Origin of the sequence: Rufibacter aurantiacus (assembly GCF_017916345.1) — a bacterium.
Classification (GTDB): Bacteria; Bacteroidota; Bacteroidia; order Cytophagales; family Hymenobacteraceae; genus Nibribacter; species Nibribacter roseolus.
In genome coordinates this window covers 1,332,352-1,352,216 of sequence record NZ_JAFMSV010000001.1, presented here as the reverse complement: position 1 = coordinate 1,352,216, position 19,865 = coordinate 1,332,352, and the positions used below count along the sequence as shown (strand labels likewise).

The following is a 19,865-nucleotide window of genomic DNA, read 5'->3' as shown; positions in this document are numbered from 1 at the left end:
TTCTTTCATAGGTTCAGCTCAGGAAACGGAGAGAAGAACCAGAATGGGGGTGTTCTTTAGTTGGCTGTGAGACGGTAAGAGAATGATTCCATAATCATGTTGGCCAGTAATTTCTTACAGGCCTCCTCTACTTTCTGGGCAGCGGCGGTTTCGTTTTCCGCCTCTAACTGTAAACGAATATGTTTGCCAATTCTTACATCAGAAACCTGCTCCAGGCCTAAATGTTCCAAACCCAACATCACCGCTTTTCCCTGCGGGTCTAACAGTTCTGTGTGGGGCATGATATCTATTTCGGCGGTGAATTTCATAAAGAAGATGATTTATGGAAAAATGATAAAATAATGTACATCGCAAGGTTCAGGGGAACCGCGGTAAAGTTAAGGATTGCCAGGAAAAGAATGGAAAGCCCCATGAAAATAAACCTGATTTGGTTTCCTTTCCAGGCCATATTCTTGAATTTAAGCGCAAACAAGGGCAGCTCGGCAATGAGTAGGTAAGAAAACAGCACCGTAATGCCTAGCAGCACGAAGGGGTTCATGATCAGGAACGACAACCCGAAGTCATCATTGGCCAGGATAAGCGGCAAAGACATGATGAACAAAGTACAGGCCGGCGTGGGTACCCCAATAAAAGAAGAGATCTGGCGGGTATCAATGTTGAACTTGGCCAGCCTGATGCAGGAAAAAACGGTGATTAGGAAGCCGGCCAGGGGCAGAAAGCTGGGCAAGTCATAGCCGCCCTTTTCAATGGCTATCGCGATCATCTGTACCATGGCGGCGCCGGGCACCACGCCAAAAGAAACCATGTCGGCCAGGGAGTCCAGTTGCTTTCCAATCTCAGAATAGGTGTGCAGCACGCGCGCCACCATGCCGTCCATAAAGTCAAGGGCGGCGGCGGCAACTACCCAAGCCGCGGCCGTGGTAAGTTCCTGCTGAAAAACAGATACCAGCGCCAGACAACCGCAGAACAGGTTGAGGCAGGTGATAAAGTTAGGAATGTGTTTCTTCATGTTTTTGTAAGGGTCTGTTCTGAGCCTGGTTTTCTGAAATTAGCTCAAAAACGGATTGCCGGCTTTTTCCTCTCCAATGGTGGTAGAGGGGCCATGGCCAGGGTATACGGTAACCTCGTCTGGCAGGGAGAATAATTTGGTGCGGATGCTTTGAATGAGCGTGTTGTAATCACCGCCGGGTAAGTCAGTGCGGCCTATGCTGCGGTTGAACAAGACGTCGCCGCCAATCAGGTTTTTACTTTCCGGGTGGTAGAACACCACGTGGCCGGGTGCGTGGCCGGGCGTGAACAGCACCTCCAGCTCGGTCTCCCCGAAGCGCACGTTTTCGCCCTCTTTCAGGAATTTCTCGGGTAAAACCTCCTGGTACTGCGGAAAGCCGTAAGCCGCCGAATATGTGGGCACCGCCCTCAGCACAGACAGGTCTTCTTCATGGATTTCCAGCGGCACGCCGTAGGTATCAGCCACGAATTTGTTTCCCAGCACATGGTCAATGTGGCAATGGGTGTTCAGCAGGCGCACTACTTTGAGGCCTTGGGTCTGGATGAACTGCTGCAATTCCTGCTGTTCCTGTTTATCGGCGCAGCCTGGGTCAATGATCACGCACTCTTTGGTGTTATCATACAGTACGTAGGTGTTTTCCTGGAAAGGGTTGAACGTGAAGAATTTTACTTGCAGACCAGTGGCAGCCATGGATTACGTCTTAATTGCAGGCTCTAAGTTACAGATTTCAGCGGCACATGCCGTACCTTGGGGCATGAATTATGATTATCTGGTAATAGGCCACGGTCTGGCCGGCGCGATTCTGACCTGTTTTCTGGAAAAGAGCGGTAAAACGGTTCTGGTGATAGATGCCCCCAAAGCGAGCTCGGCCTCCCGCGTGGCGGCTGGGCTCATTAACCCCGTGGCCGGGAAACGCTTTGCCAAAAGCTGGCAGGTAGACGCCTTTCTGCCTGCTGCCGCCGCGTTTTACCAGGAGATGGAAGACCGCTACCAAACCAATCTTTTCTTCCGCAAACCCATTTTAAAACTGTTCTCCAGCCCCGAGGAGCAGAACAACTGGATGGGCAAGAGCACCGATGCCGCCTGGGACGGCTACATAGAGACCACGCACCTGCAACTCCCGCCCTCTGATTCCGTTCACCAGGAGTTGGGCGGTTTGCTTATCCAACAGGGCGGGTACGTGGCCTTGCGTACGTTCCTGGATGCGCGCCAGCAGGACCTGCAGAGCCGGGGTTTGTTCAGGGCAGAATCATTTGACTTCACCCGGTTGGAACTGTTGTCGGAAAGCGTGCGCTACGCCGATGTGCAGGCCCGAAGAATCATCTTCTGCGAGGGTGCGCAGGGAGCCCAGAATCCGTTTTTCAGCTGGCTGCCGTTTTCCCTGAACAAAGGCGAAATTTTAGACATAAATGTGCCAGATTTTGAGGCTTCATATATCTATAATAAAGCCGTTTACGTTGTGCCTTTAGGACAATATCATTACCGGGTAGGTGCCACTTACAATTGGCGCAACCTGGAGGAGCAGCTTACCCCTGAGGCAAGGGAAGAACTTTCCACTAAGGCGCAGGACATCCTGAAAAAACCATTCACCGTGGAAAAGCAGTATGTTGGGATAAGGCCGGCGGTACGGGACCGGAAACCCCTGGTGGGGCAACACCCGGACCACCCGCAGGTAGGTATTTTCAACGGCATGGGCTCTAAGGGAGTATTAATGGCGCCTTTGCTGGCCCAGCAGTTTATCTCTGCATTGGAGCAGAAAACGCCCTTATGGCCAGAGGTGAATATTGCCCGGTATTTATCGTTATATTTAGCATCTACGCCAAACACATGAGTCAAACCTCTACCCGCTTCTTACATGTTTGCCGGTTACTAGTGCTGCTCCTGGGCATGGGGGCACCCGCGTTTACGTATGGCCAGGCTACCGCCCCAGATGACTTCGGGCAGAACCGTATCCAGTACAAACGCTTCAACTGGCAGTACTACAGCACCCAGAACTTCAACATCTACTTCTCGCAGGACGGCCGCGAACTGGCCCGCCATGCCGCCGAACACGCCGAGCGGGAACTGAAAAGGATTACCTCCCTCATCGGGTACTATCCTTACTCCAAGATCACCATCATCATGTACAACTCTGTCTCAGACATGAAGCAGAGCAACATAGGCCTGATTGATGACCCCTACAAAGGCGGCAACGATGCCTTGTTTGTGAAAAGCAAGATTGAGGTGGCCTTTGAAGGATCGCAGACCGAGCTGAAGCGCCAGATGACGTACCGTATCTCCGAACTGCTGCTCTCAGACATGATGTACGGCGGCAGCCTGAAGGAAGTCATCCAGAGCAATTACCTTTTGCGCCTGCCTGAGTGGTTTGTCTCCGGCGCTGCGGCTTACCTGGCCGAGGGCTGGAGTGTGGAGATGGATGACTACATGCGCGACATGATCCAGAAAACCGGCGGCAAGCGCCCAGATCCTTTGTTCGCCAAAAACCAGCGCGTGACCGGCCAGGCCATCTGGAACTATATCACCGAGCGCCACGGCACCGCAGCCATCCAGAACATCCTGAACCTTACCCGCATCACCCGAGACATTGAGGTAGGCATTGCCAGCAGCCTGAACATGCCCTACAAGCGGTTCACCCGGGACTGGTTCGCTTACTATACCCAGATGAACAACTATGCCGATGCGGCGCTGCCTTCTCCCAGCAAAGAGAACAAGCTTAAGAAATCAAACGCCCGGCAATTCCTGTACTCAGAGCCCGCTATCAGTCCCAGCGGACGGAAATTGGCCTACGTGATCTATGACCGGGGCGCTTACAAAGTGTACGTGCGCAATCTAGGGGCCAAAGGCCAACGCATGGTGTACCGGGGCGGCTACAAAATGCCTAACCAAGCCATAGACCGTACGGTGCCGTTGTTGTCCTGGCGGTCAGAGTCGCAGCTGGGGATTTCAGATGTGCGGCGCGGCAAACTGCAGCTTAAGTTGCAGGATGCCGAGAAGCGGTACGTGCCCGGGGTAGCCACTGTGAAAAACCTGCTGGGCAAAACCAACAACGTATTGCCGCTCAACGCCTATAGCCAGGTGGCCGGCGTGGATTTCTCCGAGGACGGGCAGTTTATGGTGCTCAGCGCGGTGAAAAACGGCCAGAGCGATCTCTTCCTGTACCGCAACGGCCGCATAGTGCGCCAACTCACCGATGACATTTTCGATGACCTGGACCCGGCTTTCCTGCCCGGCACCAGCAACCGCATTGTGTTCACGTCTAACCGGTACGCCGACTCGCTCCAGTCCAGCCGGGGAAAATTCGTGTCAGTGGCCAATAACTATGACATTTACCTCTTTGACCCCAACAACACGCAAAGCCGCTTCTGGCAGCTGACCTATACGCCATCTAACGAGGTAATGCCCATCGGGCTTTCCGAGGACGAGATCATGTACCTGGGTGAGGAAACCGGTATCCGGTCGCTTTACCGGCACAACATCAAAACCGGGGTAATTGAGCGGGTTTCCAATTTCCGGCAGAACATCAAAACCTATGACTACAACGTGAAAACCGGTAACCTCACGTTTGTGGCCAATGATCGGGCCAAGGAATTCCTGTACCATTACCCTAATTCAGCCTTGACCGCGGTAGCGCAGCAGAGCTTCAAGACCAAGCGCCAGGAAGTCCTGGAAGGTCACCTGCAGCGCCGCATTCAGCAGGAAAATGCCCGCGTGGCCGCTGCCTTGGCCGCCAAAGCCGCCGCTGATTCTTTGGCAGCACAGCGGGCCGCCCAGATCGCGGCCGGAGTCATAGACACCACCGTGGTAGATTCTGCCGCTACCCAGGCCAAGCCTCCGGTGAAGCCCAAGTCCCGGACCATTATGGCCATGAATACGCCCGATTCCCTGGTGCTGAATTACCCCAGACCCTATGACCTGCGCTTCGGGGTGAATAACCTGATCACGTCCATCCACGCCGATCCTTTGCTGGGCTTCGGGTTTGTGATGGAAGTGGGCATGGCCGATCTGTTTGAAGACTACCGCATCAGGGGTGGGGTTTTCGCTCTCACAGACCTGCAGACCACGAACTTCTACGCCGAGTATTCCAACCTGAAGAACCGCTATGATTATAGGGTGGGCTACCAGAAACAGAGCGTGTACCAAGCCTCCGGAGCATTTGTCCGCCGCCTGGGCAAGCACGAGATCCTTCCGGCATTGAGCTATCCGTTGACCAATGCCCTGAGCGTGAAAGTGCTGCCTCGTTACTCTAACATCAGGTACACCATCATTGAGAACTTCTCTGAGCCGGACGTGGTGATGGACTTCGTGGGCATAGGCGGTGAACTGGTGTTTGATAACTCAGTAGTGACCGGCATGAACATGCGCGAAGGAACCCGCATGAAAGTGGGCATCACCCGCATGTACGGCATTGGGGAAAGCCAGAACGGCTTCGGGAAGTTCTACGTTGATTTCCGGCACTATCAGAAATTACACAAGGAGTTTATCTGGGCCAACCGCTTAAGCTACGGTCACTCTTTTGGGCCAGCGCCTAAGAAATACGTGATGGGCGGGGTGGATAACTGGATCAACGCCTCTGAAGACAGTGCCATCGCAGACGTTTTTGACAATACCTTTACGCCGGCCGATTACTTCTACCTTGATTTTGCCATGCCGATGCGCGGGTTCAACTACTATGCCCGCAACGGTACCCGGTACGTGCTCTGGAACTCAGAACTGCGCCTGCCTATTTTCCAGTATCTGTTTGAGGGGCCTATCAACTCGGGCTTCTTCCGGAACCTGCAGATGGTTGGTTTCTTTGACGCCGGTACCGCCTACAACCGTGGCAACCCGTTCAGCGAAGACAACTCGGTGAATACCCAACCGGTGCCAAGGCCGCCGTTTGAGGTCATAGTGCGCAACTTCCGGAATCCGTTTATGTACGGCTACGGCTTTGGCGCACGCACTACCTTACTGGGCGTCTACGGCCGCTTTGACATGGCCTGGGGTGAGCGGAACCTCCGCCGCGAAGGACCTAAGTTCTACTTCTCCATGGGCTATGACTTCTAGTCTCTTCCGTTGATAATCAAAAAGACCAAAAGCCTTTTTGAGGCTGATTTCCTGAAAATACTTCAAAAACAGAAGGCCTCCTTTTAAGCAAAGGAGGCCTTCTGTTTTATGGGTAGTTGTCTATTCAAGTGGTTTAAAGACAAAACGGATAGTAATATGCTCCCGGTAATAAAAACAATATGGACAACTCAATCTAATTCATTGGATTGTCTCTCTACTTTGCTTTGCACACGTATCGTCCCCCTTTGAAGGGGGTAGGGGGATGACAAAGTAAGTTGGAGAACCGAAAAGCTTCACTATGAGCAAGGGCAACCACAAGGGATTGCCCCTACAGGGAACGCCATGATCTGCAAGAGTAATCCTCCCGAGCCTTCAAAGGGGGACGATATGCGTAAGGGTTCCTTGGTTTAGGTTACTATTTAGCACCCATTTTCTGTAAAATAGGCCTAAAACAGAAATGCCTCCCTGTTTCCAGAGAGGCATTATATCTGTTATCTGACTAATCAGCTTTCTTCAATAAAGGAGCTTAGGCTTGCACTGCTTGCAGGAGAGACTCAAACAAGAGACGGCCATCGGTGTTGTTCAGTTCTGGGTCAACGGCGCGCTCTGGGTGCGGCATCATCCCGAACACGTTTTTGTTTTTGTTGCTCACACCGGCAATGTTGAGCAGACTGCCGTTGCAGTTGCAGTACTCATTCACTTCGCCGTTGGCATCGCAGTAGCGGAACATAATCTGACCATTGTCTTCCAGTGCCTTCAGGGTGTCGGCATCGGCGTGGAACCGGCCTTCTCCGTGGGCAATCGGAATTTTATAGGCTTTACCTGGCTCTAACAGAGCCGTAGGCAGGGCCTCGTTGTTCTCTGGCGTTATGTACACGTTCTGGCAGATGAACTGCTGGCTGGTGTTGCGCAACAGGGCACCGGGCAGCAGGCCTGCCTCGGTCAGGATCTGGAAACCATTGCAGATTCCCCACACGTACCCGCCGGAATTGGCGAACTTCACCACTTCCTGCATGATAGGGGAGAAACGGGCAATAGCGCCGGAACGCAAATAATCACCATAGGAGAAACCTCCTGGCAGTACTATGAAATCACAGTTCTGCAAATCATGGTCTTTGTGCCATAACCTAACAACTTCCTTCTGGGTAGTGTGTTGCAAGGCATCAATGACATCCTGGTCGCAGTTGGACCCCGGGAAAACGACAACTCCAAATTTCATGGCGCAAAGATAAAGAAAATACGTGAGCTTCATAAGTTATAAGGCGTCAGAAACCGCAGATAACCAGATAGAGAGAGAATGCTCCTTTTTTCATAAATTTACTTTTCAACTTTTACTTACGTACTATGCTTTTATCCATGACCGGGTTTGGGGCTGCCCACCTAGAGACAGAGGGTTCTATGGTCAGCATTGAGCTGAAATCACTTAACTCAAAATCCCTGGACCTGAGTCTGCGCATCCCGCGGAGCTTGTCAGACAAAGAACTGGAAATCAGAAATCTTATTGGCAAGAGCCTGGTGCGCGGCAAAATCAACCTCAGCATTGAGGTGAGCAGAAACAAAGCCAACACTACCCGCAGCAGAATCAACACCGATCTTCTTAAACAATACTACCAGGAAATAGAGCAGGCCGCCCAGTCTCTGGGCGCGCAGTCGCCGGACCTGTTCCGGCTGGCCTTGCACATGCCCGACGTTTTGCAGGCAGAATCAGCAGAAGACACCAAAACCGAGGAGATTGCCTGGGAGCAGGTGTTGCCGCTTCTGCAGGAAGCCATTGACAAGTTCAACACCTTCCGGGCCGATGAAGGCAAGGCCCTCACCACCGAGATTGTTTCCTACATAGACCGCATCAGAATTCTGTTGGCCGAGGTAGACAAGCATGACCCAACGCGCGTGGAGAACATCAGGCAGCGCATCCAGGGGCACCTCACTGAGATCAGCTCGTCTGAATCTTTCAACCAGAACCGGTTTGAGCAGGAGATGATCTACTACATTGAGAAACTGGATATTGCTGAGGAGAAAGTGCGCCTGGTGAACCACCTTCATTATTTCACCGAAACCGTCTACCTGCCTGAACCAACCGGTAAGAAGCTGGCGTTCATTTCACAGGAGATAGGCCGTGAGATCAACACCATCGGGTCCAAAGCCAATGACGCCACTATCCAGCACCTGGTAGTGGAGATGAAAGAGGAACTGGAGAAGATCAAAGAGCAACTGAACAACATCCTGTAAGGATTCTGTTTTACGGCCGTTTTCCGCAAACCCAACCCTAAACCGTAGCTTCACATGCTCCAAAAACTACTGGCTGCCTTCTTTCTGCTCCTTCTGGGCATAGGTAACGCAATGGGCCAGGTTCGCACCTGCGGTACCATGGAGCATGTGAAACTGCTGGAGCGGAACAAACCCAATCTGCGGGCGCAACTGCAGCAGCAGGCCAAAACCGCGGGCACTGGGGTACGGAACGCTTACGAGAAGAATGTGAAGGGCGGCGTCATTACCATTCCGGTAGTAGTGCACGTGGTTTATAACACCGATGTACAGAACATCTCAGATACCCAGATCAAGACCCAGCTTGCGGTATTGAACAAAGATTTCCGGCGACTGAACACCGATGCCGACAAAACGCCCACTGCGTTCAAAGCCGTGGCCGCCGATGCCGAGATTGAGTTCTGCCTGGCCCAGCGCACCCCAGACGGCGAGCCCACCACCGGCATTACCCGCACCAAAACCAGCACTACCACCTTCAAGGTAGACGATGCCATGAAGTTCGCCGCCACCGGCGGAAAGGATGCCTGGAACACGAGCCAATACCTCAACATCTGGATTGTGCGGTTTGCCGCCGACCAATCGGTGCTGGGATATGGCCAATTCCCTAACGCAGGCTCACCCTCTACCGATGGTGTGGTCATTGATTACCGGTACTTCGGGACTACGGGCACGGTGTCAAAGCCTTTCAATCTGGGACGCACCACTACCCACGAGGTGGGCCACTGGCTCAATCTGTTCCATATCTGGGGCGACGAAGAATGCGGTGATGACCAGATAGCCGATACGCCTACCCAGGAGGAGGAAAACACTGGCTGCCCTACCTACCCTCACGCCACCTGCAACAACACCAGTGACATGTTCATGAACTACATGGACTATACCAATGACGCCTGCATGAACCTGTTCACCGCCGGGCAGAAGAACGTGATGCAGCAGGCGCTGTCTGCTTACCGGCCAGGTATTCTTAGCTCCGCAGGCTGTACCGCAGTGCAGGTGCCGGACTTGGACGCCGCCTTGATAGAAGTGACCTCGCCGGGGAAAGTTCTGTGCGCTAATTCATTCTCGCCCACGGTGGTGCTGCGCAACAAAGGCAACCAAGCGCTCACCTCGGCCCAGATTCAGTACACCATTGACAACGGCCCGGCCCAAACCTATAATTGGACCGGTTCCGTGGCCTCGTTCCAGAATGCCACGGTGACCATTCCGGCCATCACAGCCGCGAAAGGCACACACACCATCACCTACAGCATTACCTCGCGGAACAACGCGGCCACCGATGCCGATGCCGCCAACAATACCATCACGGCTTCCTTCCAGGTGCTGGGTAACGCCTTACCGCTGCAGGAAAGCTTTGAGAACACCAACTTCGCCCCAACCGGCTGGACCATCAACAACCCTAACGCAGACCTTACCTGGCAACGTACCACTAAAGCCGCCAAGAGTGGCACCGCCTCTGCCTACATGCAAAACATTGCCTATGAAGCCAATGGCCTGGTAGATGAACTGGTGTTACCGCCGCTGGATCTTTCTTCGCGCAGCGCCCCTAAAATGACTTTCCAGGTGGCGTACTCGCTCTTGTCAGAGGCCGATTTCTCCGATACCCTGGAAGTATGGGCCTCTACTGACTGCGGAAGCACTTACCAGCGCATTTACCAGAAGGCTGGCCAGGACTTGACCACTGCCGTGCCTTTTTTCACCAATGAGGAATTCATCCCTACTGCCTCGCAGTGGCGCTTGGAGACCTTGGACCTGGCAGCCTTTGCGGCGTCTAAAACGGTGCTCCTCAAGTTCCGGCACATCACTGATTTTGAGAACAACCTGTATTTAGACGATGTCAAGGTAGATGGGGTACCGTTAGGTGCCGAGGAAGAGCGGGCGCAGGCGGCCATACAGGTAGCGCCCAACCCAACCGCCGGAGCCGTGTCCATCACCTCGCCGGAAGCCACCATTTCACGCATCCAGGTGTGCGATGCGGTAGGCAAAGTAATCCAAGAAGTAACCTCGCCCAGACACGTGCGCAGCCAGCCTTTGCAACTCTCTCTGCAGTACCAGGCAAACGGTATCTACTTCCTCAAACTCCACACCGACAAAGGCCTGGTAGTGCGTAGGGTGATGCTCCTGCAATAGCCCATAGGAAAAGTTACAAGTAAGAAGCCCCAGCGGTTTCCTGATGAAAAGGAAGCTGCCGGGGCTTTTATATTGGGAAAGATGTGTTGCGAGAGAAGGGCCTTTGATAAACCCGTTTCCACGCTGATTTCTGAAGAAGAGGCCTGAAACGAAGTGTAAGAAAAAGATTATAGCGCTCTGACAAAGTCCTGTATCAGCGCCATGACTTCTTTGAACTTGGTGAGTGGGAGCGTCTCGGGTTTGTCGTTGGGGTGATGGTACTCGGTGGTGGTGCCGCCCAGCGTGTAGAAGAAGAAGGAGGGAACGCCTTTCTCCGAGAAGAAGTAGTGGTCTGAGTTGGCGGCTTTGCCCCGGCTCTTGATCTGGGTCAGGTAACCAAGTTGTTGGTTCAGGCGCTGCAAAAGCGAGAATTGTTTAGGGAAAACGCTGCCGTTGACTACCATCAGCCCATCCTCACCGGTACTCATGAGATCCAGGTTCAGCAGGAATTTTATCTGGGGTAGCGGGAAGAGCGGGTGCTCGGTGTAAAAGCGGGAGCCTACCAGGCCGGCTTCTTCTCCGGCGAAAGCCATGAAAGCGATAGAAAAGTCCGGGGTATTTTGCGGCTGGGCGTAGTAGCGGGCCAGTTCCAAAAGCATGGCGGTGCCGCTGGCGTTGTCATGGGCACCGGGGAAATACAGGTCCTTACCCTGGTGGCCCAGGTGGTCATAGTGCGCCGTCACCACCACAAAAGAATCTGGCTTCACTTTGCCCGGCACAAACCCAATCACATTCTGGCTTCGGTAATTCGGTTCCAGGCGGGCATCCACAGCGAAGGTTACTTTCTTGGCTTTCCGGGACCAAGCTTTCTCCAGCACTTCCAGCACCGGGAAGGGCAGTTGTTCGCCGCGTACGGTGCCCATGAGCTTTGGACCGGGTTGGCGCACGATGATAGCGGCCACACTTTTGAGCTGGGGTTGGAACGGCTCGGGCAACTCTAGCAAGCCCTGGAAATGCCGCTGTTGTACCACCAGCACTTTGTTGCGCAGGTTGTTGGTCAGGAACTGCTGGGCCACGTCCACATCCTGTAGCACCAGGGTATCTATCTCGTAGACTCTGCCTTCGCCGGCTCCGCTGCCTGTGGCGCCGTGCGCTATGAAATCAACACCGGGCACCAGGGTTTTGCCGTCTACCTCCAGGCGCAGACGATTATCCAGAATATTGACGGGAAGGGTAAACGGTTGTTGGTAGCCAGTTGGAAAAGAGCGCAGCCCTATGGCGGTAAACTGTTTCTGCAGGTAATCGGCGGCCAGGCTGTCTCCTTTGAAGGCGTAGCCCCGGCCGTGCAGGTTAGGGGAGGAAAGGTCTTGGATGGTCTGCCGAACCCGCGCCATGTCTTGGGCTTGGGCCTGGAAACAAAATAAGAGAAGCGCAAACGGAAGATAGAGCCAGCGGTGCCGCAACATAGAATGCATTTTAGGTCTGATTTCCTGAAAATAGCCTATAAACGGCGAGGAACCAAAGCCCAGATCCCCAGCCCGAAGAAACAGCCAATGGTATTGCAAAGGGCATCAAAAGGATCGGCTTGGCGGCCCAGGCCCATAGAGCCTTGCAGGACCTCTACAAAGATGCCAAAGAAAACAACCGAGAAGAATGCAATGGTAACAAGACGTCTGCTGAGCAGCACGGCAGGGTCACGGAGGAACCCGTAGAGGAGGAGAAGCAATTGCACCCCGAATAGAATGGCGTGCACCAGGGAATCAACGGAGATAATGTCCCAGTGGGGATCAGGAGGTAACGCCTGGGCGGGCAGTAAGGTCAATACAAGAATGACTACTGCCCACCCCAGCGCCAGTGCATAATAGATAGAACGCACTGTTATGAGTTTATTAAGCGCCTACCAGCTCGCGGTACGCTCCGGCAGAAAGAAGCTCGGCTACCTCAGATTGGTCACCAACAGACATCTTGATCATCCAGCCATCGCCGTAAGGATCAGAGTTCACCAGCTCAGGGCTGCCATCCAGTTTATCGTTGATTTCCAAAACCTGGCCAGAAAGCGGGCTGAACAAGTCAGAAACGGTTTTAACGGCTTCAACGGTACCAAATACTTCTTCTTTGGCTACGTCTTTGTCTAAGGTGTCAATGTCTACATACACAATATCACCCAGTTCGCGCTGCGCGAAGTCAGTGATGCCTACGTACGCTACGTCGCCTTCAATCCGGATCCACTCGTGGTCTTTGGTGTATTTCAGCTCCTCAGGGAAGTTCATAAGTAATTAAGTTAAGTTTGATTCAAAAATACATTCTTTTTGGCACCTGCCGCAAGCCCCTCTGAGGTTTAAGGTCCGTTTTTGGAAAACGAGCCTTAAACCTGCTCTTAGTCAGATAAACTGAACCGGAGCTGGATACCACCCTCCGTGACGGTGTTGCGGAAAGCGTTGGCCACTTTGGGTTCATTGATGTTCTGCGTGTAGTAGAACTGCAGGTTCAGGCGCTGGCTTACCACATAGTCAATGGTGGGCCGTATCTGCACCTGCTTGGCCCCGGCGGTGGTCAGGTTGTTCTGGTACTCGGCTCCGTTGGCGTCTACGGCAATGGTGCGCTGAATGGTTTCATTGTCTCTGATGGTGAAATCCAGGCGCATGGTCAATTCGTTCTCCAGCGTGCGCTTGCCCCCGATTTTGAACGGCAATCTGAAGTTGGTGGCGCTATAGCCAAAGCCCACCACCACGTCTTTGATGCCGTTCTCGGTTACCTGCGCGTTGGTCATGTTCAATAACAGGTTCCGCTGGGTCTTGTATTCCAGACGACCGGTCAAGGCACCCTTGGTCCGGAAGTTGATCCCGATGAGCGGGTTCATGCTCTCGGTGATGGCCACCTGGCTCACGATGTAGTACGGAATCACTTCGCCTTTGTCGTTCGCTTTGTCTGGGAAGCCGGCCGGTTTGAAGCTGTAGTCCAGCGCCGTGCTGAAGTTGGCCACCGTGTACGTAGACTGGTAGGCGTGGTTCAGGGTGAAGGAACTGAAGTACTGCTGGAAGAACGGCAGCGTGGACAGCCCGTTGTAGACCACGTTCCAGTTAGGCAGCGGAATGGCATCGAAAGGACCAGTTGGTTTCGCCTTGAAGCCATTGATGTCCTTGCCCTGGTACGCGTTCAGGAACGCCGGTATCAACACATCCTGCGAGTTTACCCCGTACAAGCCTGGCCCAGATTTAGCCGCATTGAGCCTGCTGGCCACCTCGGCCCGGTACCGGATAAAGTTCTCAAAGGCCGCTGAGCTGTTGCCGGAACCTCCCTCAAACATGGTCTGCAGAGAGATAAAGGACACGCGGTAAGACCCGGTGGTGAATGGCGTCTGGCGCTGCACCACCAAAGCTGAATCGCGGCGGTAGTACACCTCATCAATCTCAGACTTGTTCATGACTCCATCTACCGTAATAAGGAAGTTCTTGAACGGTTCAATGGTAGCCCGGGCGGTGAGGTTCACGGAGTTGAGCGAGCTGAGCGGCGTGTTCAGGTATTGGCTGCTGTCTGTGTACCAGCCCTCGCGGTTGGCCCGCTGATAGAGCTCATCCAGCTCAAACTGCTTGCCCAGCACAAAGTCCAGACCCGGCGCCCCAAAGCCATCGGCTAACCCGAAGTTCTGGGCCGTAGGCAGGAAGCCCGGCAGCAGGGTGCCCTGGGTACGCGCATAGGTAAAGTTAACAGACCTGGCCGACATCAAGGCCCGCAGGATACCGTTCACCACTCTCATGCCGCCTCCCCCTTGGGTGGTGTCTGCCGCGGCGGTCTGGCCATTCACCGTGTTCGGTTGCTGACGCACGCTTGGTTTGGCAGAGGCCTCGTTGGCGGCTTTCAGGAACTTCACTTTGTTGTACAGACGCACTAAGTCCAGTTTACCACTCAGGCTGGTTTCGGTGCTGTTCTCAATGGTGTTCCCCAGTTGCAACGTGTCATTTCTGCTGAGGGCCGTGGAGGCCGAGGTCCAGGTGAAGCCGGCCTGGTAGCGCGCATCCCCCGAGATCCAGTCTGTGAGCGGGAATTTATCCAGCGGCAGGCGGTAGGTAAAGGCTACTACCTGGTTGAAGTTGGTATTCCGCCCGAAGCGTCTCAGGTTGTGCCAGATTTCCTCGTTCTTCCAGCGCAAAGTATCTATCTCTTCATTAATCCGTCCGTTTGGCTCGTCTACCACCGCCCGGTTCGTGGCGGTGTAGTCCAGGGTAAGGCTCTTGGTGATATCCCACTTCACGTCGTAGATCCGGTTAAAGAAGAACGATTTTTGGAAAGTAGGCAGGAAACCAGCCGTGTCTGGCAAGCTGTACGGCGAGGTACGGCCCTGCATAAACGTTTCATTGTACCGGCGGTCCAGGTCACCCCTGATGGAGATTCTGCTAGGCGCCAATGAGAAGTTGAACTCCTTGAGCCAGCGCAGATACGGCGACTGGAAGGCCTTGATGTTCGCAAACGGCGTGTAGCTCTTAGGCGTGTTGTTGTAGTTATAGGCAATGCCGCCGGTGTAGGTCTTGGTGAAGTTCCGGTCCGTGGAGATATCCGTGTGTAGCACCTCTGTGTAGGCATAGGAGAACGACAGGTTCTCTATGTCATAGAGGTGTGTTTTGGCCTCCGGATCGGTCTTCTCTTTCCGGACGTTGAGTAAGTTAATGCTCTTGGTGGTGGTCTGGCTCACAACCTCTTTCCGGTAGTTTTCCCGCTCGTTGCTGTCCTCAAACTTCTGCAGGGAGAGGTCTAGCTCGGTGTCGCGGTCCAGCGGGTCATAGCGGGGCTCTGCAATGGTGGTTCCGTACTGCACAGAAAGCGGTACTACCAGTCCCAATTTAGACGGCAGCAGTTTCTCAGCGGCCACGTTGGCGGTGATGTCAAACTGGCCCGTGGTTTCGCGCGCTCTCTGGGCCGCCCGTTGCTGGATACCGCCAAAGCCCACGGTGGTATAGGAGCCAGTGGCGGAGATGTTGGCGAAATCGGCGAGTTTCACGTTGGCACGGGCGGTAGCGGCCCACCCGGCGGTACGGTCAAAGTCAGACACGCGCAGTTCGTTCACCCACAGGGTAAGGGAGTGGGCGGCTTTGTCTGGCGTGGCCGGGTTCTCCAGACCAATCATCAGACTCTGGACATCACTGAAATCTGGGTTTCCTACTACTCTGAATACCTTGCCGTCTTCCCGGGTTTCAGCAAACACCTGGTTCAGCGGGAAACTGGCCTGGTTACGTCTTGATTTCAGCTTCACAAACTCGTCAAATGCCACGTCAATGAAGTTCTGCTCGTTCCAGATCTGGTATGGATCACGGCTGCCTTGCGGCGTCATTTTCAGCGGGATGGAGAACTCGTAGTAGTTCTGGGTAAAGTCGGTACCAATTCTGATAAAGGCATTGACTTCGTTGTCCTGGGTACCGCTTGGTGATTGGGCATGCACGTACATTTTCAGGCGCTTGTAAATAAGCATGTCCTGGGTCACGTTCTTGTAAACCGCTTTGCTGAAAGAATCGCGCAGGTTCTCTACGGTTAACTGCAAAGACTGCTCGTTCTGGCGGCGGTTGTTGGCTGAGGAGTAGTCGCGCTGACGCTCTACGCCCGGCGGCACCACATACGGAATGGTACCCGCGTCTACCTCACCGTTTTCCTCAATGCTCACCGATGACACCTCAAAAGCTGAGGCATCAGAGTCACAGTCACCCACGCAAGGCGCGCCGTTGGAGAGAATAGAGTTGTAGGTACGCCACTGATTGGAGACAAACTGCATCTGGGCAAAGCGCAGCACCACCGGCTGGGCAAACTGCGTGGTGTACATCCGCATGAACCGGATAGATTTGAAGCCCTGCATGTTGTTCACGTTGCCGGTTGGTTTCCTTACCGGAATCCGGAACTGGTACCAGCTGATCCGGTTGCCGTTGGCGTCAGTAGAGTCTACTTTGTCTACAATATAGTTGTTACCTACGGCCAGGCGGGTGGGTCTCAGGTCAATGTTGTACTCGTAGTACTGCTCCACGTCACTGATGACGTTGTCTTTGTTCAGGTCTTCCTTGTCTGGGAAGGCGTTGGAAGAAAGTTCGCTGTTTACCGGTGAGTTGCCTTCCATTCCGTTCCAGTTCTTGTAGCGGCCCAGCACCCCGGTGTTAGCGGCGTCATAGGCGCCATCCAAGTGGTGGCGGAAGTTATCAGCCGACGGGTCATCAATGGAGCCGTAGATACCCTGGAAGAAGGCGCGTTCGTCGCTGTCGTTCAAACCATCCAGACCAATGTCCTGGAACTGGCGGGAGCCGGGCTCGTTGTCAAAGGCATCGGTGAGGAACTGGTTACGGGTCACGCGGCCCCAGGCAGTAGGCTCGGTAGCCTGTGGATTTCCGTCCGTAGGCAGACCGTTCTCAAACTGGTAGCGTTGGTCTTTGAGCAGGTCTTCTGAGATGTTACCTAAGTTGAAGACCAGTTTACCGTTCTCATCAAGGCTGTTCTGTGCATCATCCAGACCGGTGATGATTCTCCGACCCTTATCTCCTTTGATGAACGGATCCAGCATCCAGAACTCCAGGTACTCAATGTTGGCGTTATCAAAGTTGTTGTCAAAGGAGATCTCCCGGCTGATACCACCCCAGTTGTTGCGGGGATCATTTTGCAGGAAACGGCCGTCATTGCTCACCAAAGGGTTGTAGTTGTACTGCCCGCGTTCTCTTGGGTAGTAAGCCAGGTCAAAGGTGTACTCAAACGTGTTGTTCGTCTCCGGGTCGCGGTTAGGGAAGATCTCTCTCCGCTGCACGCCGCGCACGTAGTGGTTCTCCAACTCTTCGCGGGTGATGTTGTTGGGTCGCAGGCCATTGGAGGTGTAGTAAATCTGGTCAATGGTATACCATGCCAGCTTGGCCCGGTTATACGCATAGGCTAAGCCAGAAGTCCCGTTGATGAGCGGGGCAGGGGTAGCCGATAAACGCCAGGCGGTGGTGTTGAAGCCGCCCAGGGAATAAGGTGTTTTGGCGTTCTCAAAATCGTCAATGTAAGAAACACCGTCTTCGCCTCTGAAAGCTGTTTTCTGGGGTACCAACTGCGCTACCTCGGCCCCCAGGGTAACGGAAGAAGGTTCCTTGGTCTCCAGGAAAGGCAGTTTATCGGTGAGGCGGGTGAGCAGGCGGGATTCACGGCGGTAATTGACGTCAAACCCGTAGATAGTGTTGTTGCTGGGCTCATCGCCTATGTTCACGCGCTGGATAAACGGCCTTTCGCCTTGGTGCAGAACGGTAGCACCTAAAATAAGGTCGTTGTCCACCTTGTAGTCAAAGCGGGCGCCTAATAAGGTTCTGGGTTGCACACTCAGAATGTCAGCCTTCTCATAGGTCACCCGCAGGTTACTGGCGCTGTTGAGATAGCTGGGGTTGAGAATCTTCACCCGGCCAAGATCATAGAACACCTGGTAATCCTGGCCCTCTACCAGGCGCGTACCACCAGAGTAAACGGCCACGGAGCCTTCGGCAATCCGGATGCCGGGTAGAGTGATCTCATCGGTGCTGGAGGCCTGGTAACGGCCCTGAATGAAGAACTTATTTTTCTGGGCGAACTGCTGCGCATCGGTCTGGATGGAGTCGTAGAGTTCCTGGAAAACGTATTTGTTAATGTACTGGTCTTCCTGGCCCGGCGTGAAGCGGGAGCGGAGATAAGACCCGAATGGCTCTACCTGCGGGAAGAAAATACGGCCGCTCTCGGGGTCAATGGTGATGCCGGACAAAAAGTCGAAGTTACCATCGCGCGGCGGGTCATTGTTCGTGTTCACGTTATCCAGGTTGAACACCTGGATCAACGGAATACCCTTGAGGCGCGATTCATCCTGTAAGCTGGTCAGGTCCCCGCCGGTGGCATCGTCTTTATAAACGATGTTCAGTTGGAAGTTATTCCGCTCAATCTGATTGGCGTTGAGGGCATACACGTTTTTCATCATCAGGTCCCAGGTAGGGGTGTTGAGGCCTGGGTTGGTGCCGCGTAGCAACTTCAGGAAAATCACCTGGTCTTCTGGTACGTTCTGGTAGTCTTCCTGCAGTTCCCCCACTTTGTAGGTACGGCCGTTGAGCGTGTACTCAAACGCAACACCAAGCACCTGCTCGGGCAACAGGGCGGCGTTCAGGGAGATGTACCCCAGCTGCGGGTTGAATTTGTATTCCGTCTGGTCTAGGCGGCGGGCGCGCACGTGCTCAAAATCGGTGGTCTTGCGCAGTCCGAAGCCTTCCAGGAAATTGTCTACCTGGGTGTTGTTGCGGTTGGTAAGGCTGGCGTAAAGGTTGTTCTGGTTGTTCCCGGCCCCGGCACCGGCGGGTTGGCCCGTGCTAAAACGGCTCTGAAACGGCTGCGGCTCGCCCAAATCCATGAGGGCAACTACGTTGCGTAGGTTCTGAGTGGCGCGGTTGTCATTGGTAATATAGACCTCCAGGCGGCGGATCACAATGCCGGAGTTCACCAACGGCAGACTGCGCAGGGCCTGGTCATAGCGGTTCCGGAAGAACTGGGCCAGGAAGAAGTGGCGGTCGCGGTCATAGTCATCGGCACGCAACTCAAAGCGTCTGTTTTGGGCTCCGTTTTGGATATCTACCGCATCTATGCTACCCCGCTGGTTTGCGGCAATGGCCGTGACGGATAGTTTACCTAACTGTAGTTGGGCTTTCAGACCGAAGAGGTTCTGCCCGCCGGAGATAAGGGAGTTGTTGAGCGGCAGACTTACGTTTCCTGCCTCAATTTTCTGAATGATCTCCTCTGGGTAGCCGGTGTATTCCAGCTTGAGGTTGTTCTCGAAGTCAAAGTTGGCTTTGGTGTCCCAGTTGGCCGTGATGCGCATTTTCTCGCCAATGCGGCCGTCAATGTTCAGGGCGATGCTCTGGTCAAACTCAAAGTCACCAATGCGCTGCTGACGCAAAGGGATGGCCGGGTTCTCGTTCTTGTTGAAAAGCGCCCCAAATTTAAGCGTAGCCAGACCGTTGGGCCGGATGTCTACGGTATTGCCTCCAAACAGACGGTCAAAGGTGCGGCCGCCCAGGTTAAGCGTAGGCACCAGGCGGCGGCTGGGCGCGGCGGGGTTCTGCTCGTCCAGACTAGCAGACTTGGTGCGCCAGTAATCTTTGATGGCTTTCTGCTGCTGATAGCGCGAGTACTCCTCAAAGGTCATGGTGCTGGGATTGCGGTAGTCATAACCGCCAATCTGCTCCGTAATCTCATAGCGTTTCAGGCTGTCATCTGGCAACACCTGTAACTCTACGTTTTTAGGTAGCGGCAGAATCAGCGGCGACAAAGTGGTGCGGTTGGAGAACGGGTCTCCGCGGCGGTCCTCAAAAATAAGTTTAGGGCGCCGTGACGGGATATATCCCTGGTTTTTGGTTGTGTCTTGGAGTTCTTCTTCTACATCTGACAACGCCATGAGCGCTGCACCTGCACCTGCCATAGATACTCTGCT

General features: G+C 54.0%; 12 protein-coding genes. 4 read left to right on the top strand and 8 right to left on the bottom strand.

The window, feature by feature from the left end:
• Nucleotides 1–56: 56 nt before the first annotated feature.
• The 3 genes from purS to J3P34_RS05480 are packed head-to-tail and all read right to left on the bottom strand — an operon-like array spanning nucleotide 57 to nucleotide 1,699.
• A complete protein-coding gene (purS, locus tag J3P34_RS05490; RefSeq protein ID WP_062543786.1) occupies nucleotides 57–308 on the bottom strand; it encodes a phosphoribosylformylglycinamidine synthase subunit PurS in 252 nt (83 codons plus the stop codon).
• Entirely contained in the window at nucleotides 305–1,009 is a 705-nt protein-coding gene (pssA, locus tag J3P34_RS05485) for a CDP-diacylglycerol--serine O-phosphatidyltransferase (protein ID WP_210486844.1), read from the bottom strand. The genes purS and pssA overlap by 4 nt, the downstream gene beginning before the upstream one ends.
• Before the next feature lie 39 nt (nucleotides 1,010–1,048).
• On the bottom strand, nucleotides 1,049–1,699 hold the full coding sequence (locus J3P34_RS05480; protein WP_210486842.1) for an MBL fold metallo-hydrolase: 651 nt from the start codon (nucleotides 1,697–1,699) through the stop codon (nucleotides 1,049–1,051).
• Between J3P34_RS05480 and J3P34_RS22090 the strand changes: the two genes are divergently transcribed.
• Both J3P34_RS22090 and J3P34_RS05475 read left to right on the top strand, forming a co-directional pair.
• Nucleotides 1,698–2,840: an NAD(P)/FAD-dependent oxidoreductase gene (locus tag J3P34_RS22090; RefSeq protein ID WP_246853545.1), complete on the top strand. Its 1,143-nt coding sequence runs from the start codon at nucleotides 1,698–1,700 to the stop codon at nucleotides 2,838–2,840. The two genes, J3P34_RS05480 and J3P34_RS22090, sit on opposite strands and share 2 nt — an antisense overlap.
• Nucleotides 2,837–6,052 carry a hypothetical protein gene (locus J3P34_RS05475; RefSeq protein ID WP_246853544.1) on the top strand — a complete coding sequence of 1,072 codons (3,216 nt, stop codon included), beginning with the start codon at nucleotides 2,837–2,839 and terminating at the stop codon, nucleotides 6,050–6,052. The genes J3P34_RS22090 and J3P34_RS05475 overlap by 4 nt, the downstream gene beginning before the upstream one ends.
• Nucleotides 6,053–6,578: 526 nt before the next feature.
• Here the strand turns inward: J3P34_RS05475 and purQ are convergent.
• On the bottom strand, nucleotides 6,579–7,271 hold the full coding sequence (gene purQ, locus J3P34_RS05470; protein WP_210486840.1) for a phosphoribosylformylglycinamidine synthase subunit PurQ: 693 nt from the start codon (nucleotides 7,269–7,271) through the stop codon (nucleotides 6,579–6,581).
• Between the two features lie 125 nt (nucleotides 7,272–7,396).
• Here purQ and J3P34_RS05465 point away from each other — a divergent pair, with 125 nt between their 5' ends.
• Together J3P34_RS05465 and J3P34_RS05460 are read left to right on the top strand one after the other, a co-directional pair.
• Entirely contained in the window at nucleotides 7,397–8,281 is an 885-nt protein-coding gene (locus J3P34_RS05465) for a YicC/YloC family endoribonuclease (protein WP_210486838.1), read from the top strand.
• A gap of 54 nt (nucleotides 8,282–8,335) precedes the next feature.
• Complete coding sequence (locus J3P34_RS05460; RefSeq protein WP_210486835.1) at nucleotides 8,336–10,444, top strand: M43 family zinc metalloprotease; 2,109 nt, start codon at nucleotides 8,336–8,338, stop codon at nucleotides 10,442–10,444.
• Nucleotides 10,445–10,611: 167 nt separating this feature from the next.
• Here the strand turns inward: J3P34_RS05460 and J3P34_RS05455 are convergent, their stop codons facing one another.
• The 4 genes from J3P34_RS05455 to sov form a co-directional block, all read right to left on the bottom strand.
• A complete protein-coding gene (locus J3P34_RS05455) occupies nucleotides 10,612–11,889 on the bottom strand; it encodes a M28 family metallopeptidase (RefSeq protein ID WP_210486833.1) in 1,278 nt (425 codons plus the stop codon).
• A 35-nt stretch (nucleotides 11,890–11,924) separates the two neighbouring features.
• Entirely contained in the window at nucleotides 11,925–12,299 is a 375-nt protein-coding gene (locus tag J3P34_RS22085; protein ID WP_210486831.1) for a VanZ family protein, read from the bottom strand.
• A gap of 13 nt (nucleotides 12,300–12,312) precedes the next feature.
• Nucleotides 12,313–12,693 carry a glycine cleavage system protein GcvH gene (gcvH, locus tag J3P34_RS05445; RefSeq protein WP_210486829.1) on the bottom strand — a complete coding sequence of 127 codons (381 nt, stop codon included), beginning with the start codon at nucleotides 12,691–12,693 and terminating at the stop codon, nucleotides 12,313–12,315.
• 107 nt (nucleotides 12,694–12,800) lie between these two features.
• On the bottom strand, nucleotides 12,801–19,853 hold the full coding sequence (gene sov, locus J3P34_RS05440) for a T9SS outer membrane translocon Sov/SprA (protein WP_246853543.1): 7,053 nt from the start codon (nucleotides 19,851–19,853) through the stop codon (nucleotides 12,801–12,803).
• Between the last annotated feature and the right edge of the window lie 12 nt (nucleotides 19,854–19,865).